24 protein-coding genes are annotated in these 22497 nt (G+C 65.8%); 11 read left to right on the top strand and 13 right to left on the bottom strand.

The features are described 5' to 3' along the window. The 8 genes from ACTRWB_RS18700 to ACTRWB_RS18665 all read right to left on the bottom strand — a co-directional run bounded on the left by ACTRWB_RS18700 (position 1) and on the right by ACTRWB_RS18665 (position 10211). On the bottom strand, positions 1 to 1923 hold the full coding sequence (locus ACTRWB_RS18700) for an extracellular solute-binding protein (RefSeq protein ID WP_446902829.1): 1923 nt from the start codon (positions 1921 to 1923) through the stop codon (positions 1 to 3). A gap of 217 nt (positions 1924 to 2140) precedes the next feature. Beyond that, entirely contained in the window at positions 2141 to 4939 is a 2799-nt protein-coding gene (locus tag ACTRWB_RS18695) for a TonB-dependent receptor (RefSeq protein ID WP_446902828.1), read from the bottom strand. 339 nt (positions 4940 to 5278) lie between these two features. After that, positions 5279 to 5854 (bottom strand): helix-turn-helix domain-containing protein, encoded by a 576-nt coding sequence (locus ACTRWB_RS18690; protein ID WP_419683825.1) that lies wholly within the window; start codon positions 5852 to 5854, stop codon positions 5279 to 5281. Positions 5855 to 6156: 302 nt separating this feature from the next. Next, positions 6157 to 7347 carry a tetratricopeptide repeat protein gene (locus tag ACTRWB_RS18685; protein ID WP_446902827.1) on the bottom strand — a complete coding sequence of 397 codons (1191 nt, stop codon included), beginning with the start codon at positions 7345 to 7347 and terminating at the stop codon, positions 6157 to 6159. Positions 7348 to 7363: 16 nt separating this feature from the next. After that, a complete protein-coding gene (locus tag ACTRWB_RS18680) occupies positions 7364 to 7795 on the bottom strand; it encodes an ExbD/TolR family protein (protein ID WP_048250973.1) in 432 nt (143 codons plus the stop codon). Between the two features lie 273 nt (positions 7796 to 8068). Next, positions 8069 to 8491, bottom strand: coding sequence for an ExbD/TolR family protein (locus tag ACTRWB_RS18675; RefSeq protein WP_048250972.1), 423 nt, complete (start codon positions 8489 to 8491; stop codon positions 8069 to 8071). 20 nt (positions 8492 to 8511) lie between these two features. After that, positions 8512 to 9426, bottom strand: coding sequence for a MotA/TolQ/ExbB proton channel family protein (locus ACTRWB_RS18670; RefSeq protein WP_129514637.1), 915 nt, complete (start codon positions 9424 to 9426; stop codon positions 8512 to 8514). Between the two features lie 86 nt (positions 9427 to 9512). Then, complete coding sequence (locus ACTRWB_RS18665; protein ID WP_129514638.1) at positions 9513 to 10211, bottom strand: energy transducer TonB; 699 nt, start codon at positions 10209 to 10211, stop codon at positions 9513 to 9515. On the opposite strand from ACTRWB_RS18665, the gene ACTRWB_RS18660 reads away from it, so the two are divergent. Next, on the top strand, positions 10210 to 10572 hold the full coding sequence (locus tag ACTRWB_RS18660; RefSeq protein WP_129514639.1) for a hypothetical protein: 363 nt from the start codon (positions 10210 to 10212) through the stop codon (positions 10570 to 10572). The genes ACTRWB_RS18665 and ACTRWB_RS18660 overlap by 2 nt on opposite strands. A gap of 491 nt (positions 10573 to 11063) precedes the next feature. Here ACTRWB_RS18660 and ACTRWB_RS18655 read toward each other — a convergent pair whose 3' ends face one another. Both ACTRWB_RS18655 and ACTRWB_RS18650 read right to left on the bottom strand, forming a co-directional pair. Then, entirely contained in the window at positions 11064 to 11549 is a 486-nt protein-coding gene (locus ACTRWB_RS18655) for an aminoacyl-tRNA deacylase (RefSeq protein WP_048250969.1), read from the bottom strand. 101 nt (positions 11550 to 11650) lie between these two features. After that, entirely contained in the window at positions 11651 to 12637 is a 987-nt protein-coding gene (locus tag ACTRWB_RS18650; RefSeq protein WP_446902826.1) for a cysteine synthase A, read from the bottom strand. 142 nt (positions 12638 to 12779) lie between these two features. Here ACTRWB_RS18650 and ACTRWB_RS18645 point away from each other — a divergent pair, with 142 nt between their 5' ends. Beyond that, on the top strand, positions 12780 to 13268 hold the full coding sequence (locus ACTRWB_RS18645) for an adenosine-specific kinase (protein WP_129514641.1): 489 nt from the start codon (positions 12780 to 12782) through the stop codon (positions 13266 to 13268). Between the two features lie 305 nt (positions 13269 to 13573). Then, positions 13574 to 13861, top strand: a complete 288-nt coding sequence (locus ACTRWB_RS18640) for a YciI-like protein (RefSeq protein ID WP_129514642.1) — start codon at positions 13574 to 13576, stop codon at positions 13859 to 13861. A gap of 10 nt (positions 13862 to 13871) precedes the next feature. Here ACTRWB_RS18640 and corA read toward each other — a convergent pair whose 3' ends face one another. Beyond that, the gene (gene corA / locus ACTRWB_RS18635) at positions 13872 to 14849 is read right to left on the bottom strand and encodes a magnesium/cobalt transporter CorA (protein ID WP_446902825.1); all 978 of its coding nucleotides are present in this window, start codon (positions 14847 to 14849) and stop codon (positions 13872 to 13874) included. Between the two features lie 179 nt (positions 14850 to 15028). Here corA and cydX point away from each other — a divergent pair, with 179 nt between their 5' ends. Next, the gene (gene cydX, locus ACTRWB_RS18630; protein WP_129514644.1) at positions 15029 to 15187 is read left to right on the top strand and encodes a cytochrome bd-I oxidase subunit CydX; all 159 of its coding nucleotides are present in this window, start codon (positions 15029 to 15031) and stop codon (positions 15185 to 15187) included. Continuing rightward, the gene (locus tag ACTRWB_RS18625) at positions 15184 to 15801 is read left to right on the top strand and encodes an AAA family ATPase (protein ID WP_446902824.1); all 618 of its coding nucleotides are present in this window, start codon (positions 15184 to 15186) and stop codon (positions 15799 to 15801) included. The genes cydX and ACTRWB_RS18625 overlap by 4 nt, the downstream gene beginning before the upstream one ends. A gap of 101 nt (positions 15802 to 15902) precedes the next feature. On the opposite strand, the gene ACTRWB_RS18620 is transcribed toward ACTRWB_RS18625, so the two are convergent. Beyond that, positions 15903 to 17003, bottom strand: a complete 1101-nt coding sequence (locus ACTRWB_RS18620) for a saccharopine dehydrogenase family protein (RefSeq protein ID WP_034181371.1) — start codon at positions 17001 to 17003, stop codon at positions 15903 to 15905. 250 nt (positions 17004 to 17253) lie between these two features. Between ACTRWB_RS18620 and ACTRWB_RS18615 the strand changes: the two genes are divergently transcribed. The 4 genes from ACTRWB_RS18615 to ACTRWB_RS18600 all read left to right on the top strand — a co-directional run bounded on the left by ACTRWB_RS18615 (position 17254) and on the right by ACTRWB_RS18600 (position 20609). Next, the gene (locus ACTRWB_RS18615; protein ID WP_343492341.1) at positions 17254 to 18036 is read left to right on the top strand and encodes a COG4705 family protein; all 783 of its coding nucleotides are present in this window, start codon (positions 17254 to 17256) and stop codon (positions 18034 to 18036) included. Between the two features lie 38 nt (positions 18037 to 18074). Beyond that, complete coding sequence (locus ACTRWB_RS18610; protein ID WP_446902823.1) at positions 18075 to 18509, top strand: hypothetical protein; 435 nt, start codon at positions 18075 to 18077, stop codon at positions 18507 to 18509. A gap of 82 nt (positions 18510 to 18591) precedes the next feature. Then, on the top strand, positions 18592 to 19257 hold the full coding sequence (locus ACTRWB_RS18605; protein WP_048250961.1) for a response regulator transcription factor: 666 nt from the start codon (positions 18592 to 18594) through the stop codon (positions 19255 to 19257). Then, a complete protein-coding gene (locus ACTRWB_RS18600; protein ID WP_446902822.1) occupies positions 19233 to 20609 on the top strand; it encodes a sensor histidine kinase in 1377 nt (458 codons plus the stop codon). The genes ACTRWB_RS18605 and ACTRWB_RS18600 overlap by 25 nt, the downstream gene beginning before the upstream one ends. A gap of 55 nt (positions 20610 to 20664) precedes the next feature. Here ACTRWB_RS18600 and ACTRWB_RS18595 read toward each other — a convergent pair whose 3' ends face one another. Continuing rightward, a complete protein-coding gene (locus tag ACTRWB_RS18595; RefSeq protein WP_006481526.1) occupies positions 20665 to 21129 on the bottom strand; it encodes an Lrp/AsnC family transcriptional regulator in 465 nt (154 codons plus the stop codon). 255 nt (positions 21130 to 21384) lie between these two features. Between ACTRWB_RS18595 and ACTRWB_RS18590 the strand changes: the two genes are divergently transcribed. After that, positions 21385 to 21930, top strand: a complete 546-nt coding sequence (locus ACTRWB_RS18590; RefSeq protein WP_446902821.1) for a Spy/CpxP family protein refolding chaperone — start codon at positions 21385 to 21387, stop codon at positions 21928 to 21930. 128 nt (positions 21931 to 22058) lie between these two features. Then, entirely contained in the window at positions 22059 to 22490 is a 432-nt protein-coding gene (locus tag ACTRWB_RS18585) for a PGDYG domain-containing protein (protein ID WP_193098439.1), read from the top strand. Positions 22491 to 22497: the final 7 nt, after the last annotated feature.

Below are 22497 nucleotides of genomic sequence, written 5' to 3'. Positions count from 1 at the left end.
TCAGGCCGCCGGAGCGGGTTGCGCCGCCGGCTTTTTCACGTACCAGTAGTCGATGATCCAGTCCTCGTACAGATAGGAGTCCGGCACGACCGCCGGATGGCCGAGCGTCGCCTTGTACCCGATCCGTGCGTTCGGCAGGTAGTACTGCGGGATCAGTGCGTACAGGTTGATCAGCACGCGGTCGAGCGCGTGCGTGGCCGTTTCGAGATCGTCGAGCGTGTTGGCCGCGAGCGCCGCGCGGATCAGCGCATCGACCGCCTTCGACTTCACGCCCGGATAATTCTCGGAGCCCGGCTCCGACGCGGCCGCGCTGCCGAAACGGCGTGTCAGCTCCGCGCCCGGGATCGTCACGGGCAGGTAGATGTACGTCGTCATGTCGTACTCGAAATTGTCGAGCCGCTTCAGGTAGAGGGCGCTGTCGATCTCGTGCAGGTACGCGTGGATGCCGAGCGTCGCGAGCGCCTGCGTGTACGGCAGGATCAGGCGGTCCATGCCGGGCTGGTCGTCGATGATCTCGATCGTCATCGGCGTGCCGTTCGCGTCGCGCAGCGCGTCGTCGCGATAGTGCCAGCCGGCCTGTGCAAGCAGGTCGCGCGCTTCCTTCAGGTTCGCGCGCAGCGAACCGGGCGGCAGCGTCGACGGCTGGCTGACCATCGGGCCGAACACCTCGGGCGGCAGCGTCGACCGGTACGGTTCGAGCAGCGCGAGCTCCTTCGCGCTCGGCATGCCGGACGCCGCGAACGGGCTCGCTTCCCAGAAGCTGCTGGTGCGGCGATATTGCCCGTAGAACATCATCCGGCTCATCCAGTCGAAGTCGAACGCCAGCGCGAGCGCACGCCGCACGCGCACGTCCTGGAACATCGGCTTGCGCATGTTGATCAGGAACCCCTGCATCTGCGCGGGGCCGTCCGGGAATTCGCCCTTCTTCAGCAGGCCGTTGCGAAAATTCTTGCCGACGTACTTGCGCGCCCATTGCGTCGAGCTGTATTCCATCCGCGCGTCGATATCGCCGGCCTTGAACGCTTCGAGCGACGTGTACTCGTCCAGGTACAGCTTGAACGACACGCGGGAGAAGCGGAACATGCCGCGCCGCGACGGCAGGTTCGCGGCCCAGTAGTGCGGGTTGCGCACGTAGCGGATCTGCTTGTCGTTCTTGCGCTGTTCGATCAGGTACGCGCCGCTCGCGATCGGCGGTGTGTTCGCGATCTGGTCGAACGGCGGCCGCGTGCCGTCCGCGCGTTGCCCCCATTTCGGCGAGAACACCGGCAGGTCGCCCGCGATCAGCGCCGCGTCGCGCTCCGCGTGCTTGAATTCGAAACGGACCGTATGGCTGTCGACCACCACCGCGCGCTTGATGATCGAAAATTGCGCGTTGTAGATCGGCGATGCCTGCGGGCTCGTCAGCGTGTCGAACGAATACTTGACGTCGGCCGCGGTGATCGCGTCGCCGTTCGAGAAGCGCGCGGCCGGGTTGATGTGGAACGTCGCGGACGTCCCGTCGGGCGCGATCTCGACGTCGTCGGCGATCAACGCGTATTCGGACGCGAGTTCGTCCCAGCTGCGCTGCATCAGCGTGTCGAACATCAGGTTCTTGATGTCCGGCGCGGGCGAGCCGCGCACGAGGAACGGATTCAGCGAATCGTAGCTTTGCCGCTCGTCGTAGTTTTCGAAATTGAGCGTGCCGGTGTTCGGTGAATCCACATCCGCATAGTCGAAATGCGTGAAATCCGGCCGATACTTCGGCTGGTCGTATTGCGAGATCGCCGACACCGCGAGCGCGGCCCGTGGCATGGCGCCGCCCGACACGAACAGCGCCGCGCAGGCGAGCAGCGCGGCACGCGTGCCGTTGCGCATCCGCGCATGCGTGCGCGTCGGGCGCGCGCGGCGCGGCTCACGTGTCCATCGCCATTTCAACAGTGTCATGGTCAGTCTGTCCGGAAGCGTGCGGGCGTGACGCCCGCGCGCGGTCGAAGCCTGTGCCGGACGCCGCGTGCCCGCCGCGTCCCGCTGGGTGTTCGTGCTGTAGAAGATCCTGCAAGCCGCGCCGTCTTGGCGCCAGGCGAAAAAAGGCCGCTCCATAAAGGGGGGGGGTGGACGCGGAGCGGCCGGTCTAAAGCCTGTCAGTGCATCGCAATCGCCATCAGAACTTGTACGTCGCGCCGATCTGCGCAAACCGGCCGATGTACGAATACACCGACGTGTCATAGCCGCTCTGGTCCAGCGTGCCGTTCGCGAAGATCGGGTCGTACGGCGGCGTGCGGTTGAAGATGTTGTTGATGCCGCCGTAGATCGTCCAGTTCTTGAAGCCCGTGTACGTCATCATCAGGTTGAACTGGCTGTACGAACCGACTTTTGACGGCGCGGGCGCCGGCAGCAGATTCTGCGCGTACGGGCCCGTGAACTCCCACGTCAGCGCCGCATCGAACTTGCGGTAGTTCCAGTCCAGCGTCGTGTTGCCGCGCCAGCGCGGGAAGCTGCCGCCGAACGGCTGCGTGATCGTGAAGTTGTTGCCCGCGCCGTTCACCGGCGTGCCGCCCGGGAAACCGATCTTGTAGCTGTTGATGTACGCCCAGTCACCCGACAGCGTGACCGTGCCCCAGCCCTTGAGCGGCAGGCCCTGGCGGAACGTGCCTTCGAAGCCGTTCGTGTCGAGGTAGCCGAGGTTCTGGTACGGAATCACCTTGTACAGCAACTGGCCCGTCGTCGGATCGGTCACGACCTGCGACGGCGTGCCCTGGCCGATCACGTTGTCGATGCGGATCTTGTACCAGTCGAAACCGAGATCCGTGTAGCGGCTCGGCGACACCTGGAAGCCGATGTTGAAGTTGCGCGTGCGTTCCGGCGCGAGGTTCGGGTTGCCGACGGTGATCGACGTATAGTTCTGGCCGGTGGCCGGGTCGACCTGGATGCCGAGCGTCTGCGACTTGCTGTCCTCGACGAAGGTCGGCGCGCGGAAGCCGCGGTTGTACGACGTATACAGCGTGAGGGCCTTGATCGGCTGGTAGCGCAACGCAAAGCGCGGCGAGAAGGCGCCGCCCACGTCCGTGTAGTGGTCGTAACGGCCTGCCTGGCTGAACGTCAGGTTCTCGAGGATCGGCACGTTGATCTGATAGTAGACGGCCGCGACGTTGCGCTGGCCGTTCACCGTCTCCAGGTCCGGCGTGACGACGGCCCCGCTCAGGTATTCCGAGCCCGGCGTCAGCACTTCGCTCTGGTGCGTGAACTGCGCGCCGAAGCCGATACCGACGTCACCGGTCGGCAGATGGAACAGGTTCGGCGTCGACAGCGTCGCGTCGATCGTGTCGAGCTTCGAGATGCCGAGGTTGTTCGCTTCCTGGTACAGCCCGTTGAATCCGTTCGGCGTCGCCGCCGGATTCGCGAAATTCAGCGTGCCGTTCTGGTAGATGTTGTTCAGCGCGTTGACGTTCAGCTGGTTCGTGAACACGTTCGACACCGTGCTCTGCGAATGGCTGACCGACGTCGCCCAGTCCCAGTCGCCGTACGGCAGCGTGAACGATCCCTTGATGCCGGCGGCCGCGCGCCAGTAGTTGGCCCAGGTCTTCTGCGCGACCGTGTTCGGGAACGCATAGGTGAGCGGCGTGGCCGCGCCCGTCGTGTTGTACGGATTGCTGATCGGCACGACCGTGTTGAACGGCGACAGCAGCTTCGTTTGCGGATTCCACACGAGCGCCGGGTTCTGCGGGTTGCCGATCACGTTGTTCCACAGGCCGTCGTTGGTCGTGGTCGTGTTGTAGCTCTCGAGGAAATCCGCGAACGCGGTCGTCTTGTCGTCGATCTTGAAGTCCGCATGGATCTTCGCGTTCAGGCGCTCGGTCATCGGCAGGATCGACGTGCTTTCAGCGGTGTTGTACGCGCAGACCGTGCCCGGCGACCCGGCCGACAGCGAATTCGACACGGCCGGATGCACCGAGCCGCCGAACGGACAGCCGCCGCTCAACGCCTGCGCGACGCCGCCGGGCATGTTCCAGTAGGACGGCGCGAGCAGCGAGAAGCCGCCCGGTTTGCCCGTGAAGTCCTGGTTGCGGGTCGAATCGCGGTCGGCGAGCGTGAAGCCGTTCGACTTGTAGTAGCTGAGCGCCGCCGTCACGTTGAAGCGGTCGGCGTTCAGATCGCCGAAGCCGCCGAGCACGCCGAACTTTATCGTCCCGTCGCCATTGCCGGCGTTGATCGCGCTACCGAGGCTGCCGTCGAGCTGCAGGCCGCGGAAATCGTGCTTCGTGATGATGTTGACGACCCCGCCGATCGCGTCCGAGCCGTATTGCGACACGGCGCCCGTCTTCACGATTTCGATGCGCTCGATATCGTTGAGCGGGATCGTATTGAGGTCGAAGAACGAATCGACGCTGTTCGAGAAGAACGCGTACGGCGCCACGCGCTGGCCGTCGATCATCACGAGCGTATATTTCTCGGACAGGCCGCGCAGCGCGATGCCGGCGGCGCCGGCCGCGAAGTTGCCCGACTGCCCCTCGCCCCAGCTGTTCGCCGAGTTGGCTGCCGCATCGCGCAGGAAGTCGGTGACGGTCACCGCGCCGCTGGCCTGGATTTCCTTCGGCGTGATCGTCTGCACCTGCTGGAAACCGGTCTTGTCGGCCTGCCGGATCAGCGAGCCCGTCACTTCGAACCGCTTGATCTGCGCGACCTTGCCCTGCCCGTTCGCACCGGATGTCGCGGGCGTGGCCTCCGCTGCCGCACCGGACGCCGCGTCGGGCGCCGCGGCACCCGTCGCAGCGGCGGCGCCCGACGTGCCGCCCGCCTGCGCGACGGTCACGGGCGCGCCGGTCGCGACCGCATCCGCGACCGCGACGGCGCCCGGCGCCGGCTGGCTCTGGGCGAACGCCGGCGGCACCAGTACGGCCGTCAGCGCCAGTTCCGCCCAGACTATCCTCTTGATGGCCAACGCCAAAACTCTTTGCTTCATCTTGTTCCCTCTCGCTCGTAGTAAGACCCCACCTGCTGCGCGCCGGAATCTTGTGGATTCCTTGCACGTCCTGGGCGCCCGTGTACCGGAACCCGCGATTGCCACCCTTCCGACTGCGATGACTCGAACGGATCGGCCTCGGGGCACCCGCGCCATTCAGCACCACCGTCTTTTTTGATTTTGATTCGTCATACTAACTACCTGCATTGAGCGCATTGCATACTGCCTCCCGATTCGATCAACGGAAATTCCCGCGGACGACGACACGGTTCTCGCGCCGCACCACGTGCGATCCGCTGTCGATCGGGTACTTCTTCTTCATCGCGGCGCACCGCGCCGCTAGAACAGCCTCGGCGTGCCGACCCAGACGATCACTGCCTCCTCGTCCGCCGTGTTGTGCCATGCATGCGGCATCGTCGATTCGTAATGCGCGGTATCGCCCTCGTTCAGCGTGAACGTGCAATCCTCGAGCGTCAGCGCGACCTGCCCGCGCATCACGTAGACGAACTCCTCGCCCGCATGCGTCGTCACCTCCGACGGCGACTGCCCCACCGGCACCCGCACGAGAATTGCGTCGAGCTTGCGGCCGTCCACCAGGTTCGTCAGCCGGGCGAACAGGCTGGCCGAATTCGCGAACTGGAAATACTTCAGTGCGTTGCCGCGGCACACCGAGCGCGCTTCCGTCGGCGTGTCGATGAAATACTGCATCGTCACGCCGAGCGCCTTCGCGATCCGGACCAGCGACGTGATCGACGGCGTTGCCCGCCCGCGCTCGACCTGCGACAGGAACGGCTTCGAAATGCCGGCGATGGTCGCCGTTTCGTCGAGCGTGAGCTTCAGGCGCTGGCGCAGCGCCCGGATCTTGTTGCCGAGCGACACGGCGACGAGCACCGACTCATCAGGGGGCAAAGGCATGGAGAGACGGAACCTCGCAGTCGAAATCGGTTTGATGTCGGCGATCCTTGACCGAAGCGATGACGCGACCGGCCGGGCGTGACACCCGGCTACACGCTGCTGTCGCACGAAGGCGGCACGCGGCGCAGCGCGATTCCGGCTCGGCACGGTCATGCGGCCTTCGCACATTTCATTCGGTTTACTAACTAACAAGGCTACCCCTTTTCCTCGTCGGACCTGACCGTCTAGCACTTGCATTACAGCGGCGGCATGCCGCCTGCCGACCGCGCCTGCATTGCGCGCCGTCGCGCCGTTCCGTTGCGTTACCGGGATGCCACTGCCGTCCAGAGCTTGGCCAGGTCACCGGAACCGTCGGCCCCCTTGACCGTGCGCAGCACCTGCACCGCGCGCGTTTTCTGGCCGGCCACGTAGTACGCCTCGCCGAGCCGCAGTCGCGCCGCATCGGGATGCTCGAGCCCGCCCTTCGCGATCGCCTGCTCCATCATCGGCAAGCCCTGCTGCGCATGGCCCGCAAAGACGAGGTTCATCCCCGCATCGAGCGGCGCCACCGGCGTCGCGGCATCCGCGCCCGGTTGCGCGCGCTTGGCGGCGAGCGTCTGCAGCCGCTTCTCGCGGTCCGCCTGCGCGTCCTTGCCGAGTACGCCGGCCGCGAACCCCTGGTCGATCACCTGCTTGCCTTCGGCGGGCTGTCCCGCCACCAGCGCGAGCTGCGTCATCTCCATGTAGGCGTCGGCCGTCGCGAGCGATCCTGTCGCACGGCGCAACCGGTAGATGTCGAGGTCGAGCGACGACAGATACCCGGGGTTGCCGCGAATGGCCGTGACCATTTCGTCCCAGTACGCGGGGCTCGGGTGATAGGCCACCAGCAGCCCGAGCGCACCGCGGTACGCGTTGCCGTCCTTCACTTTCTGTGCGCAGGTCGCGAGCATCTGCAACTGCCCTTCATCCGGCGCGTGTCCGCCATTCGCCTGCGCGTCCGTGCTCGCCTTCAACTGGCTCACGACCGGTGCGCAATCGTTCGACAGGTAATACGACTGCGTGAGCAGCGTGCGCATTTCCGGATCCGTTCCCCCCGCCTTCAGGTAGCGCTGCGCGGTCCGGATCGCCAGCGGGTAGTTCTTTTGCTGGAAGTAGATGCCGGCCAGCGCCGCCGTCGTCCGCTGCTCGTCCTCGCCCGACAGCCGCCCCGAGTTCAGCACGGTCTCGTAGGCCTGCGCGGCCGTGCCGGAGTCGCCTGCCGCCATCGCCGCGGCGCCGCGCATCTCTTCCACCATGTACGTTTCGTACGGTGTCCGGTTGGGCACGGCCGCGGCCTGGGCGATCTTGCCGAGTGCATCGCGATACTTGTGCGCCCGGTACAGCTCCTGCGCCGCCGCCAGCGGTTTCGCCACGTCCGGCCGCAGCGCATCCGCCGGCAACGCCGGCCGGCCGAGCATGCATGCCGTGCCGAGCGCCGTCACCGCCATCATCCGTTTCCATCGTCGCTGGTTCATCGGCTCGTCCGTTTCGTCATTGCATGAACTGTTCGTTACCGATCAGGCCGATCTTGGTCGCGCCCACGCGTTGCGCGGATGCCAGCACGGCCGCCACGTCCTTGTACGGCACCAGCTTGTTGGGTCGCAGATGGATCTCCGCCTGCACCGGTTCCGCCGCGACTTGCGTCAGTTTCGACTCGAGCGCCGCACGATCCGGCACGGGTGCGCCGTTCCATGTCGTCGTGCCGTCGAAGTCGATGTCGATCTGCACGATTTCCGGCGGCGTTGCTGGCGGCGGCGGATTGCCGACCGGCAAGTCCATCTTGACCGAATGCATCTGAATCGGGATCGTGATGATCAGCATGATCAGCAACACCAGCATCACGTCGATCAGCGGCGTGGTGTTGATGTCCACCATCACTTCCGGTTCCGCATTGCCCCCACCCGAAGGCACATTCATTCCCATCGTCGGCTCCTGTCGATCCGAGTTGGCGCTTTAGCGCTTACTCGGATCCCATGCTTCGCGGTCGACCAGCGTTAGCGCTTTAGCGCTTACGCGGGTCCCATGCTTTGCGGTCGATCCGAGTTGGCGCTTTAGCGCTTACTCGGATCCCATGCTTCGCGGTCGACCAGCGTTAGCGCCTTAGCGCTTACGCCGGCCCCATGCTTCGCGGTCGATAAGAGTGAGTGCCTTGGCACCCGCTCCATCCCCCCGCCTCGCAACGCTTCCCCAGCAACACTAACCCCCGCGCGCAGGTGGCTCCGTGATGAACGACAGCTTCGCGATCCCCGCACGCTCGCACATCGTGACGACCCGGCCGATGAACTCGTAGCGGGTGTTCTGGTCGCCGCGTACGTGGACGCTCGGTTGCGGCTGCTGCTGCGACACGCCCTTCAGTTTCGCGAGCAGCGTCGGCGCGTCCACCAGTTGCTCGCCCCAGAAGAAATCGCCATCGCGATTCACCGCGATCTCGATGCTCTTCGGTGTCGTCTGCAGCGGCTGCACCGTCTCCTTCGGCAGCTGCAGCTGGATCGTGTGCGTCACGACCGGGATCGTGATCAGGAAGATGATCAGCAGCACCAGCATCACGTCGACGAGCGGCGTCGTGTTGATGTTGGCGATCACCTCGTCGCTATCGTCCTGCCCGACGTTCATGGCCATCGCGCGTCTCCGTCAGCCGATCAGTTCGCGAGCGATGCCGCTGCCGCCGGCGACGACGCACGTACCGGACGCCGGTTGCCGGCCAGCAGCACCGCGTGCAGTTGCGCGCCGAAGTTGCGGACCCGCTCCATCACCGACTTGTTGCGCCGGACCAGGAAGTTGTAGCCGAGCACCGCCGGCACCGCGACGGCCAGGCCGATCGCGGTCATGATGAGCGCCTCGCCCACCGGGCCCGCGACCTTGTCGATCGATGCCTGGCCCGCGATGCCGATTGCCGTCAGCGCGTGATAGATCCCCCAGACCGTACCGAACAGCCCCACGAACGGGGCCGTCGAGCCGACCGTCGCCAGAAACGCGAGTCCGTCCTGCATCCGGTTCGACACGTTCGTGATCGAGCGTTCGACCGAGACGTCGATCCACGTGTTGCGGTCCACCGCTTCCAGCAGCGCGTCTTCGTGATGCTCGCCGGCCTCGATCGCCGTTTCGGCGATGAACCGGAACGGCGACGCCTCATCGAGCAGCTTCGCGCCCTCGGCCAGCGACGGCGCGGTCCAGAGCTGCGCGTCCGCCAGCTTCGCGCGGCGATTCGCACGCAGTTGTTCCAGGAACTTCGTGATCATGATGTACCAGCTTCCCATCGACATGATCACCAGCAGGATCAACACGAAACGCGCGACGAAGTCGCCGTTTTTCCATAGCGCGCCGAGCCCGTACGGATTCTCGACCGCTTCCGTCGTGGCCGGTGCGGGCGGCGGAGCCGGCTCGGCGGCGGCCGGAACCGGCGCGGGCGCGGCCGACGGCGCCGCGGCCTGCGCCGACGTGCCGGCCGCACCGCTTGCCTGCGCGTGGGCGAGCTGTGGCGCAACGAACCCGTCGACCGCCGCGACGGACATCAACATGCTTGCCGCCAGCGCGGCCAGTGAACGCTTCGTCATACCCCACTCCTGCTATTTCGTTGAACTAAACATGTCAGTTCGAGATGGTTTTCCCCGGCCCGGCTCGCGCCGGGCCGCCCACTGCATCAATTCAGATTGAACGAGAACGGCACCTGGACCCGCACCGACTGGCCCTGCGCGACACACTTGAACCGTTTCACGGTGTTGAACGCGGCGCGATCGAGGATCGGATCAGCGGACTGCGCCACCCGCTCGTTCGTGATGTTCCCTTCCGCATCCACGACGAATTCGATCGTCACGTCACCCGTGATGTTGTTTTCCTGCGCTTCCTTCGGGTACTGGATCGACGCGCGCAGCGAGTCCGAGTTCGGGCAGACGACACCGACGTCATGGCTGACCGGCTTGGCCGCCGGAGCGGGCGCCACGACCGGTGCCTGTACGGCCGGCGCGGAAGGTACGGGAGCCGCCTGGTGCGTGATCGTCGCCTGCGGCGGTGCCTGCACCGGCACTTCCGGCGGCGGCACGAACGGCGGCGGCGGCGGCGCGAATTTCGGCGGCGGGAGTTTGACCACGGGCATCGGCGGTGGCGGCGGCGGCTTGACCGGCTCGATGATGCGGGTTTCGATCGGATGCTGGATCACCTGCACGACTTTCGTCGCGAGGCCGTTGAGCAATGCGTAGATCAGCACGACATGCAGCACCAGGACGATACCGATGCCGCCGAACCGGCGCACCGGATTCTGCTGCTTCTTGCCGAACTCTCGCGGACGCCCCAGCATGGCCAGTCCGCTGTTCGATGTAGCCAGACGTTCTTCGACTTTCATGCCCACCTTCCATCCCCCAAGCGATTCGCCCAGTTTCGGATTGCTGCCGGCGGCGCAGCCAGGTCGGCATCGCCACCGCATCAATCCGAAAATTTCATTTCAAATTCAATTAGCAATCCGAATTGAAAGAATTACATTCGAATTCCAATTCATTCTTTTTCAAGGAATCGTTCCGGCAGGCGCGGCCCGGTGTCACACCGGAAATCCATGCACCCGCACGTTCAGGCAATTGTCAGCTGGCGGGCGCAACCTCGTATTTCGTATGACGATTCGCCGTTCGTTACACGGTGATGTCAATGGCGCCGTTCACTTGGGTGCAGACGATAGCAAGGAAAAAATTTTGCCGTCAAACTTTATTTGATGTCCGAATACAAAGTTTGGAGGGTTTATTCAAATAATATTCCAGTAAGAATAAATCAATCTTTTATTATTTAAACGGTAATCGTTTTGTATTGGTATATACGGAACCGGATATTAAGTTCTTCCAACATAGGCATCCGCGTATTTCCTGCGTCGCAGCAAAATGACCCGATTCGGAGGCGACCGGCCAGTTTCGCCCGTTCGCGTCGCCAACGCCGGCATCGATCGTCCGCCCCCCTGGCTACCTGCCCCAGACCGGCCTGCACCGCTTCCGCGACACGTCAAGAACGCGCATGGCTACCCGAACAATCAATACGGAATCCGATGCAAATACAAGACCCTCCTTCGCCGCATGGGATCCATAAAAATTACTTCGCATATCGAATTAACTATCGTGCGTGAAAGCCGACGACGTGGTACACGACCCTGCCGCCCGCGCATCGGCGCACACGCGTGCGTACCGATGCGCGCCTCACCGCATGCGCCGCGTGCTCAGGAATGCATGCCCTGCATCTTGTGCGAGAAATGCGCGCGCTCGGCCGTCTCCATGAGCATCAGGAATTCGTCCTGCATCATGTGGATCAGCGCTTCGTGGTCGCCGGCCTCGAAATAGACTTCCGGCTGCTCCGCGAGACGTTCCTCGAGGAACGTCTTCATCCCGTACGCCATGCAGACCGGCGGCAGCGCGCCCATGTCGCAATCCTTGAACAGTTCGCGCAGCTCGACTTCCCGGGCGAGCACGAGATGGCGTCCCGTCTTCACCCAGAGGTCCGACAGGCGCACGGCGTGCGTCGTCGGCAACACGGCGGCGACGTAGCCCTCGTCGTCCTCGAGCAGCACGGTTTTCGCGAGACGATCGCCGGGAATATGCGCGGCGGCGGCCGTCTCCATGCTCGTATGGCTATAGGGGTGGTACACGACTTCGTACCGCGATGACTTCTGGCGCAGGCAATCCTGCAGGGTGGCAGATACAGGCATGGCACACCTCGTCTGGGCGAATCGGGCGAACGGAGTTCGCTCCGGATTTGTTCAGCATAGGTCGCATTCGGGCCAATGGAAATCGCCGCCTCGCCCCTCCGTCATTCCGGCGCCAGCTCCGGTTCCAACCCCTTTTCGCGCAGCCATTCGCGATTGAAAAGCCGCGCACGATAGATGTCGCCGCGATCGCACAGCAACGTCACGATCGTGTGCCCCGGGCCCATCCGGCGGGCCAGCCAGACCGCCGCCGCGACGTTGATGCCGCTCGATCCACCGACGTACAGCCCTTCTTCGCGCAGCAGCCGGTAGACCATCTTCACGCACAGCGCATCGTCGATCCGCACGGCGTCATCGATCTGCGTGTCGGCGAGATTCGCGGTGACGCGCGTCGAGCCGATGCCTTCGGTGATCGAGCTGCCTTCGGCGCTGAGATCGCCCGTTTTCACGTAACCGTAGAGTCCGCTGCCGTGGGGATCGGCCAGCACGATCCGGACCGCCGGATTCTGCTCCTTCAGGTAACGGCTCACGCCCGCCAGCGTGCCACCCGTGCCGGTCGCGCAGACGAACGCATCGACCGTGCCCGCGGTGTCGCGCCAGATTTCCGGCCCGGTCGTCTCGTAGTGCGCCTGCCGGTTGACGACGTTGTCGAACTGGTTGGCCCATACCGCGTTGTCGAGTTCGTCCGCGAGCCGCCCGGCAATCTTCTGATAGTTGTTCGGATCACGGTACGGCGCCGCCGGGACCGGGCGTACGTCGGCGCCGAGCGTACGCAGGATCGCCATCTTGTCCGGCGATTGCGTGTCGGGAATCACGATCACGCAGCGATAACCGCGCGCCGCGCAGATATGCGCAAGACCGATCCCCGTGTTGCCGGCCGTGCCCTCGACGACGGTGCCGCCCGGTTTCAGCGCCCCACGCTGCTCGGCGTCGCGGATGATGTAAAGCGCCGCGCGATCCTTCACCGAGCCACCCGGATTCATGAATTCCGCCTTGCCCAGGATTTCGCAGCCCGTTTCCGCGCTGAGCTTCGCCAGCCGGATCAGCGGCGTGCGCCCCACGCAGTCCACGAAGCCCTGCCGCACGTCCATGGTCGCCTCCTATGCGTTCGCGCTTGCGCGCCCTACACAACGAAGGATAGGACGCGCCCACTGCTTTCGACGCCGGCAGCCGCGTACTAAGCTGGGAGAGTTCATTGCGGCACGCGCGCCGCATCGCCAGACGAGGTCCGCCATGCTGCAACTGCACACCATTGCCATCGATAAACCGGAGCCCGTGAATTTCATCCTCGGCCAGTCGCACTTCATCAAGTCCGTCGAGGACATCCACGAGACACTGGTCGGCACCGTGCCCGGCATCCGTTTCGGGCTCGCATTCTGCGAGGCCTCGGGCAAACGGCTCGTGCGCCGTTCGGGCACCGATGCGGAACTCGTCGAACTCGCGTGCCGCAACGCGCTGGCGATCGGCGCCGGTCACGCATTCATCGTGTTCCTCGGCGACGGCTTCTATCCGGTCAACGTACTCAATGCGATCAAGGCCGTGCCGGAGGTCTGCCGGATCTACTGCGCGACCGCGAACCCGACCGACGTGATCGTCGCGGAAACCGCGCAAGGACGCGGGATCGTCGGCGTCGTCGACGGCTTTCCGCCGCTCGGCGTCGAAAACGACGACGACGTGCGCTGGCGCAAGGATCTGCTGCGTACGATCGGATACAAGGCGTAGGCGCGGGCCGCCCCGGGGTAGACGGGGCGCGTGTCATCGCGTCGCTTGTACGCGGGCCGTCCTGCAGCCCTTCCAGGCTCACCTTGCCGCACAAGACGCCAAGGCCGATGCATCGAACACGCGATGACGGCAGGAATTCCGGGGCGCAAGTCAACCGGACCGTTAGTTGCATTTTTGAGAACGAGGATAAGCGGCCGCTGGCGCCGCGCTGCCACCAACCGGCTGTCCTATACTGGCCGCAGCAGGCCAACCGACGGCCGCACCGACACACCGGCCACGGCCACCGACCCTTCCCGGAGCAACGCATGCATTACCAGTTGATCTACGAGCTCGTCGACGATTACCTGTCCCGGCGCGAACCGTTTCGCGCGCAGCACCTCGCGCTCGCGCAGGCCGCGACCGAGCGCGGCGAACTGATGCTCGCCGGCGCGCTGTCGGATCCGGCCGACCAGGCCGTGCTCGTGTTCGAAGGCGATTCGCCGGAAGCGGCCGAGTCGTTCGCGCGCGCCGATCCGTACGTGCAGAACGGTCTCGTGAAATCGTGGCGCGTGCGTCCGTGGCGCGTCGTGATCGGCAAGCACGCGCCGCGCTAGGCGTGCGGGGTTACAGCCACCCTGCCCGCTTGAAACGCCACCACAGCCCGAGATCGGCTGCGAGCATCACCGCGATGCAGCCGTAGAAACCGTATTTCAGGTGCAGCTCGGGCATGTTCGCGAAGTTCATCCCGTAGATGCCGGCGATCATCGTCGGAATCGCGAACAGCGCGGCGAACGAGCCGAGCCGCTTGGTCACCTCGCTCTCGGCGAGCGAAATCATGCCGAGGTTGACCTGGATCGCCGTCACGACCATCTCGCGCCGCCCTTCGATCGTCTTCACGATCCGCTGCAGATGGTCGTACACATCGCGAAAGTAAGCGTCCATCCCGCTGCAGATTTGCGGCACGCGCCCGCCGGTGAGTTTCGCGAGCGGCTCGATCAGCGGCGCCGTGTGCTGATGCAGCATCACGAGCCGGCGTTTCAGCGAATAGAGATCCTCGATGATCGCGCGCGACGACGCCGGCGAGGCCTTCGTGAAGATGCGGTCCTCGAGTTCCTCGAGCTCGGCGCCGAGCGTTTCGAGGATCGGGAAATAACGGTCGACGACCTGGTCCATCAGCGCGTAGAACACGAACGCCGAGCCTTCCTGCAGCAGATGCGGCTCGCGCTCGCAGCGCTTGCGCACGTCGCGGAAATCCTGCTCGGTATGGTTGCGGATCGACAGCACGTAGTTCGGGCCGACGAACACATTCAGTTCGCCGACCTTGAGTTCGTCGTCTTCGTCGAGCTCGACCATATGCAGCACCGCGAACAGCGAATCGCCGTACTCGTCGATCTTCGGCCGCTGATGCCCCTTGCGGGCATCCTCGAGCGCAAGCTCGTGCAGCCCGAACTCCTCGCCCATCAGGTCGATTTCCTCGGGCGTCGGATCCTTCAGCGCCACCCACACGAAGCATTCGGGCTTCGACACGTAGTCGCTGATGGCGTCGATATCGATGTCGGCCAGCTTGCGGCCATCCTGGTATGCAGCACAGTTGATCAGCATGTTGTCCGTGATGTTGCGGTTTGCGCATCAGTTTACCGGTTTGCTGCGCGGGCGGCCCGGCTTGCGCGGCACGCCGATATTGGTCATGATCGGGCTGCGTGCGCCGCAGCACGCGCAGCGACGCACTTCGGCAAGCCCGCCGCACGGCCGTGCGGCCCCACCGTCAAGGAGACAGACCCATGTGGTATTTCTCGTGGATACTCGGCATCTGCGTGGCGCTCGGCTTCGGCATCATCAACGCGATGTGGCTGGAAGCGGAAGTGTTCTCGCGCGACGACAAGCGCGCTGACACGCGCGGCGACACGTCGGGCCAGAGGTCGGGGAGCCGGTATTCGTGACGCACCTGGTGTTCTTCTGCGGTCACGCCGGCACCGGCAAGACCACGCTCGCGAAGCGGCTCATCGGGCCGCTGATGCGCGCCACCGGCGAGGCCTTCTGCCTGCTCGACAAGGACACGCTGTACGGCCGCTACAGCTCGGCCGCGATGGGCGCGCTCACCGAGGATCCGAACGACCGCGACAGCCCGCTCTACCTGAAGCACCTGCGCGATCCCGAATACCACGGCCTGCTCGACACGGCCCGTGAAAATCTCGCGCTCGGCATCGGCGCGATCGTCGTCGGCCCGCTGTCGCGCGAAGTGCGCGACCGGCGCATCCTCGACCGCGCATGGCTCGGCATCGGGCCCGACGTCGCGCTGACGGTCGTCTGGGTCCATACATCGGAAGACGTCGCACACGCGCGGATCGTCTCGCGCGGCAACCCGAACGACGCGTACAAGCTCACGCACTGGGACGAATACCGGCAGCGCCGCTTCGTGCCGACCGGCCACGAATGCGACGGCATCGTGATGTTCGACAACACCGCGCCGTCCGACAAGGACGTCGACGCGTTGCTGTACCGCATCGTGCCGCCCGCGCCCGCCGCGACGATCGTCCCGCCGCTGCCGGCCTGACCGGCACCGGCGCCCTTCCTGTTCCCGTTCCCGCAAAAAACAACGCCGGAAGCGCTGCTGCGCTCCCGGCGTCGTACGGCCCTCGTGCCTGAGGCGAGTGGTCAGGCCACCGCGTGCACGCGCTCCATCGTGCCGCCTTCGTACAGCTTGCCGAAGCGGTTCGACAGGAACGCCTTCAGCGATACCTTTTCCTGCGGGATGAAACCGCTCTGCGGCAGCTTCTTCTCGCGGAACAGATCCAGCACCGCGCACATCGCGCCGGCCGTCGTGATCTGGATCGCGCTCATGTGCATCCCGCACACGTCCTTCGCGAAGATCTTGCGCGTGAACACGTCCTGCACGAGCTGACCATCCTTCACGCCCGTCACCGTGACGAACACGAGCACGACGTCCTGCTTCGTCGACGGCACCGCGCGGCGCATGATCGACTTCAGCGTGTCGCGGTCGGTCGACAGGCGCAGGTCCTCGAGCAGGAACTGGACGAGTTCGCGGTGGCCCGGGTAGCGCACCGACTTGTAGTCGAGCGTCTCGACCTTGCCCGACAGCGTCTCGCACAGCGTGCCGAGGCCGCCCGACGTGTTGAACGCTTCGTATTCGGTGCCGTCGAGCGAGAAGTGCTCGAGGCCTTCGAGCGGCTGCACCCACTGCTTGCGGCCGTCGCGGATCGCTTCGCACGGCTGGCAGTATTCGTTGATCAGGCCGTCGACGCTCCACGTCAGGTTGTACTTCAGCGCGTTGGTCGGATACTCGGGCAGCGCGCCGACGCGCATCTTCACGTCGCGCACTTCGCTGAAGCCGTTCACCAGTTCATGCGCGGCGATGCCGATGAAGCCCGGCGCGAGGCCGCACTGCGGCATGAACGCACGATCGGAGCCGTCGGCCAGTTCGCGGATCGCGTGGGTCGCACGCACGTCTTCGGTCAGGTCGAAGTAATGGACGCCGGCAGCCTTCGCAGCGGCGGCAACGTTGACCGCGAGGTAATAAGGCAGCGCATTGACGAGCGCATCGAAGCCCTTCACTGCTTCGCGAATCGCGTTCGCGTCGGCCGAATCGACCCGTTGCGTCGCGATGCCTTCGCGCGACAGCTTCGCGAGCGCATCCGCATCGCGGTCGAACGCGACGACTTCGTAGTCGCCCGTTTCGCGCAGCATGTGAGCAATGGTGTGGCCGATCAGACCTGCGCCGACGATGGCGATTTTCATGCGCTTATCTCCTGATGATGGGTTTGGTGTTGTGGACGGCGTTGAGCCATGAACACAGTGTAGAGACGCGCAAAATCAGTTCCAAGACGAAGAATGATGCGAAACGACCGATAATTTCGACGTTACGACGATACATTTCGTCGAAATGTCGAAACGATGCAATTTGGCCCGCTGCCGGCTGCGCTATGGCTGGCCTAAGTCTCCCGTTTCAGACTGCATGCCGACCACCCGCTCTCGAAGGAGACATCGCATGCAATCCCTGCCCGTCAATCGCGCGTCGCACTGGCTGAACAAGGTGCCCGACGTCGCGCTGTCGTTCTGGATCATCAAGATCATGTCGACCACGGTCGGCGAAACCGGCGCGGACTTTCTCGCGGTCAACGCGGGCCTCGGCCAGACCTTCACGCGCATCGCGATGGCGTCGCTGCTCGCGATCGCGCTGTGGCTGCAGTTGCGCACGCGCCGCTACGTACCGTGGATCTACTGGCTCACGGTGGTGCTGGTCAGCATCGTCGGCACGCAGATCACCGACCTGCTCACCGACGGCCTGAACGTGAGCCTGTATGCGAGCACCGCCGCGTTTGCCGTCACACTCGCCGCGATCTTCTTCGTGTGGCATCGCATCGAAGGCACGCTGTCGATCGACACGATCGTCACGCCGCGGCGCGAACTGTTCTACTGGGCCGCGATCCTCTGCACGTTCGCGCTCGGCACCGCCGCCGGCGATCTCGCGACCGAGGCGCTCGGGCTCGGCTTCACGCTCGGCGCGCTGATCTTCGGCGGGTTGATCGCGGCCGTGTTCGTGATGTGGCGGCTCGGCGTCAATGCGGTCCTGGCGTTCTGGATCGCGTACATCCTGACGCGCCCGTTCGGCGCCTCGCTCGGCGACCTGCTCACGCAGGCCCGCGCATACGGCGGGCTCGGCTTCGGCGCCGCGTGGACGAGCCTGCTGTTCCTGACCGTGATCGTGCTGCTCGTCGCCGTCGCGCAATTCGGCAGCGGCCCGCACACACGTGCCGGCGCCGCCGAATGACACCCTTTCCTTTCCGTTCATCGCATCGAGGACACCCCATGCACTTCCGTCATTCCGTTTCCCGTCTCGCCGTTGCCACGGCCACGATCGCCCTGCTGAGCGCCGCCGCCGGCTGCTCGAAGCAGCAGGATGCGAATGCATCGACCTCGGTGCCGGCCGCGGCGTCGCCCGCGGCCGGCCACGCGTCGAAGCTCGGCGACCTGTCGCAGTTCCGCACGATCGCCACCGACGTCAATACGCTCGTCGGCAAGGGCGACCTGCCCGGCGCGAAGACACGCATCAAGGATCTCGAGATCGCGTGGGACGCGGCCGAGGCCGGCCTCAAGCCGCGCGCCGCCGCCGACTGGCACATGGTCGACCAGGAGATCGACCGCGCGCTCAGCGCGCTGCGCGCCGATCATCCGACCCAGGCCGATTCGGCCGCCGCGATGAAGAACCTGCTCGCGGCCTTCGACCGGTTCAGCGGCAAATAACCGTTGCGCCGGGCGCGCGGCACGTGACGCGCGCCCGGGAATCGCATACGCTGGCGGCGTTTGCGCGGCACGGAGAATACGTATGCGAATACTGCTCGTCGAAGACGACCCGATGATCGGCGAGGCAGTCCATGCCGCGCTGAAGGACGCGTCGTACGCCACCGACTGGGTCACCGACGGCGTCCACGCGTTGACCGCGTTCGCGGCCCAGCCCTACGACCTGATCCTGCTCGACCTCGGCCTGCCCGGCCGCGACGGGCTCGACGTGCTGGCCGGCATACGCGCGAAGGACGCCAGCGCACCGCTGCTCATCGTCACCGCGCGCGACGGGCTCGACGACCGCCTGCGCGGCCTCGACGGCGGCGCCGACGACTACATCGTGAAGCCGTTCGAGATGGCCGAACTGCTCGCGCGGATTCGCGTCGCGATCCGGCGTCGTGCCGGTTCGGCCGCGCCGCTGCTGAGCAACGGCATCGTGTCGCTCGATCCGGCGACGCGCGAGGCCGCCGTCGACGGGCACGCGCCGGTCCCGCTGTCGAATCGCGAGTTCTCGCTGCTGCGCGCGCTGCTGGTGCGCCCCGGCGCGATCCTGTCGCGCCGCGAGCTCGAGGATCGCCTGTACGGCTGGGGAGAGGAAGTCGAAAGCAACGCGGTCGAATTCCTGATCCATTCGCTGCGCCGCAAGCTCGGCAGCACCGTGATCAAGAACGTCAGGGGTGTGGGATGGATGGTTTCAAGAAGCGCCTGAGCGAGTCGATCGGGTTCCGGCTGTCGGTCGTGCTGTCGGCCGTGATCCTGGTCGTCGCAACGGCCGCGGCCGCGTTCGCGTTTTCATCGGCATTCGACGAAGCGCACGAATTGCAGGACGACGTGCTGCGCGAGGTCGCGACGCTGCTCGACCATCAGCGCGCGCCGTCGCCCCATGCCGCCGGCGCCGGGCCCGCACGCGAAAGCGACGAACTGTCGCGCGTGATCGTGCAGCCGCTCGGCGGCACGCCGCAACCGGGCACCGACGGCGCGCCGCCGCTCGCATTGCCGCCGACGCTCGCCGACGGGCTGCATACGGTCGAGGCCGGCGGCAACGCGTATCGCGTGATGGTCCGTACCTTCGCGAACGGCGAACGCATCGCGGTCGCGCAGAACGCCGGCATGCGCGACGACGTCGCGCGCGAAAGCGCGTGGCGCACCGCACTGCCGCTGCTGCTCCTCGTGCCGATCCTGCTGCTGCTCGTCGCCGATCTCGTGCGCAAGCTGCTGCGTCCGGTGGCGGCGCTGTCCGCCGGCATCGACGCACGCGACGAGCACGACCTGCGCCCGGTGCCGGCCGATCGCGTGCCGGTCGAGGTGCGGCCGTTCGTCGTCGCGATCAACCGGATGCTGGCGCGCGTCGCGCAATCGGTCGACGCGCAGCGCCGTTTCGTCGCCGACGCCGCGCACGAGTTGCGCTCGCCGCTGACGGCGATGTCGCTGCAGGCCGAACGCCTTGCCGACACCGACCTGCCCGACGATGCGCGTGCGCGACTCGCCGCGCTGCGCGGCGGGCTCGAACGCAGCCGCCACCTGATCGGGCAACTCCTCGCGCTCGCGCGTGCGCAAAGCGCGCCGGCCGCGCCGCCCGGCGCCGTATCGGTCCATGCGATCTATCGTCGCGTGCTGGAAGACCTGATGCCGCTGGCCGACGCGAAGTCGCTCGACATCGGCGTCGAGGACGGCCCGGACACCCGCGTGCCGGTCGACGAGCTCGAACTCACGTCGCTGGTGATGAATCTGGTCGACAACGCGATCCGCTATACGCCGTCCGGCGGACGCGTGGACCTGTCGACGCAACGGACCGACACACACGCGTACGTAACGATCGCCGACACCGGGCCGGGCATCGCGCCGAACGAACGCGAGCGCGTGTTCGATCCGTTCTATCGGGTGCCCGGCAACGTGCAGATCGGCTCCGGGCTCGGCCTGTCGATCGTGAAGATCCTCGCGGACCGGATGGGTGCCGGCGTCACGCTCGCGTATGCGGACGAACGGGAATCGCGCGGGTTGCGCATATCGGTGCGGATTCCGCTCGCGCGGCCGCCGGGCACGGTGCAGCCCGACCGATAGCCGGATCGATGCGCCGGCGCAGGACGCGCGGCGCGGCGCACACGGGACTTGAACGTCAGCCGCCGATCGTTCCGCGATCGATCTTGCGCGACAGAATGATCGACGTCGTCGTGCGCTCGACGCCTTCGAGCGTGCCGATCTGGTCGAGCAGGTCGTTGAGCCGTTCGGGCGAATCGGCGCGCAGCCACGCGACGTAGTCGTACTCGCCGCTCACCGCGCACAGCAGCTGCACTTCGGGCATCCGGTCGAGCTTGCGCAACACGTCCTTGCCGAACTTCGGCGTGAGGATGATGCCGACATACGCGTAGATGCTCGCATCGAGCACGTCCTGCCCAAGCCGGACGCTGTAGCCGGCGATCACGTTGGTGCGTTCGAGCCGCGCGATGCGTGCAACGACCGTCGTGCGCGCGACGTCGAGCTGGCGTGCGAGATCCGCGACGCTTGCGCGCGCATCGGCTTGCAGCAGCGCGACGAGTTGCCGGTCGAGATCGTCGAGTTGATCGAGGCGGGGTGGACGCATGAGGCTGGGCCGGTGCGCGACGCGCCGGCTGAGTGAAAGGTGACGCGATGATAGCGCCGAACGCCGGCATGCCCAAACGGCATCGCCCGGCGCCGATTCGAACCTTTCAATTTCGATTCGTATCGGATGTAAGCAAGTGTCGCATTCACTGCCGCGCCGCACGCAACGTGCTACTAATAGCATGCGACGCGAGAGTCGCGCTTGCGGCAGTTGCCGCCGCGCCCGCTCGCAAGACACCACCCCGGAGAGCCAACCATGAAGAAAATCTCGCTCACCCTCGCTACGCTCGTCGTTGCAGCCAGTGCGTTCGCACAAACCCCGGCGCAGCCGCAAGCGGCCGCACCGGCCATGGCGCCCGCGGCTTCGGCCCCGAGCGCCGAGCAGCGCGCCGCACGCCACGAAGCGCGCGTCGAGCAGCGCATCAAGTATCTGCACGACCAGCTGAAGATCACGTCGGCGCAGGAACCGCAATGGAAGACGTTCGCCGACACGATGCGCGACAACGGCGACACGATGGGCCGCCTCTATCGTGACCGGATGGCCAAGCACGACGTATCCGCGCTCGACGACATGAAGCAGTATGCGGAACTGTCGCAGGCGAACGCCGACGGCGCGAAGAAGCTCGCCGACGCCTTCGCGCCGCTCTACGAGAGCTTCCCCGCCGAGCAGAAAGCGCTCGCCGACACGACGTTCCGCAGCTGGCTGAATCACGGCGGCGAACACCGTGGCAAGGGCAAGACGAAGGGCAAGGAAGGCAAGGCGGCAGCCGCGCCGGCCGCAAGCGCACCCGCCCAGCCCTGACGCCCTCCCCGCCGGCGCCGCGCTGCCCGTCCGGGCCGAACGGCGCCGCGCCCGCGACAGGCGATCGGCGCGTCACACGGCGCGCCGAATTCGGGATAAGCTCCCGGCTTTTCCCGCACTTCCTCGCCATGCTCGAACTCAAGCACATCGATCTGCGTACCGACCCGCAGGCCCGCCAAGTCGTCAAGGACGAAACCGTCGCGGTTTCATTCGCGGACGCCGACGGCGAACTGATGAGCCTCGAAGGCCCGAACCGCTATGCCGCGGGCGACGCGCTGATCACGGGCTCGACCGGCGATCGCTGGGTCGTGTCGCGCGCGCGTTTCGACGCCAAATACCTGCCCGCCGATCCGGCACTCGCGCACGGCGCCCCGGGCGCATACCGGAACCGGCCGGCCGTCGTGCTCGCCCGCCGAATGGACGAGCCGTTTACGATCGCCCGCTCGGAAAACGGCGACACGCTGCGCGGCGTCGCCGGCGACTGGGTGATGCAGTACGCGCCCGGCGACTACGGCGTCGTGCAGGCGCAGCGCTTCGCGCAGGTCTACCGCGACGCGTAATGCCGCG

The organism is Burkholderia sp. YIM B11467, from assembly GCF_052952715.1.
The sequence above is the reverse complement of the archived record's forward strand: the minus strand, read 5'-3'. Positions and strand labels throughout refer to the sequence as shown.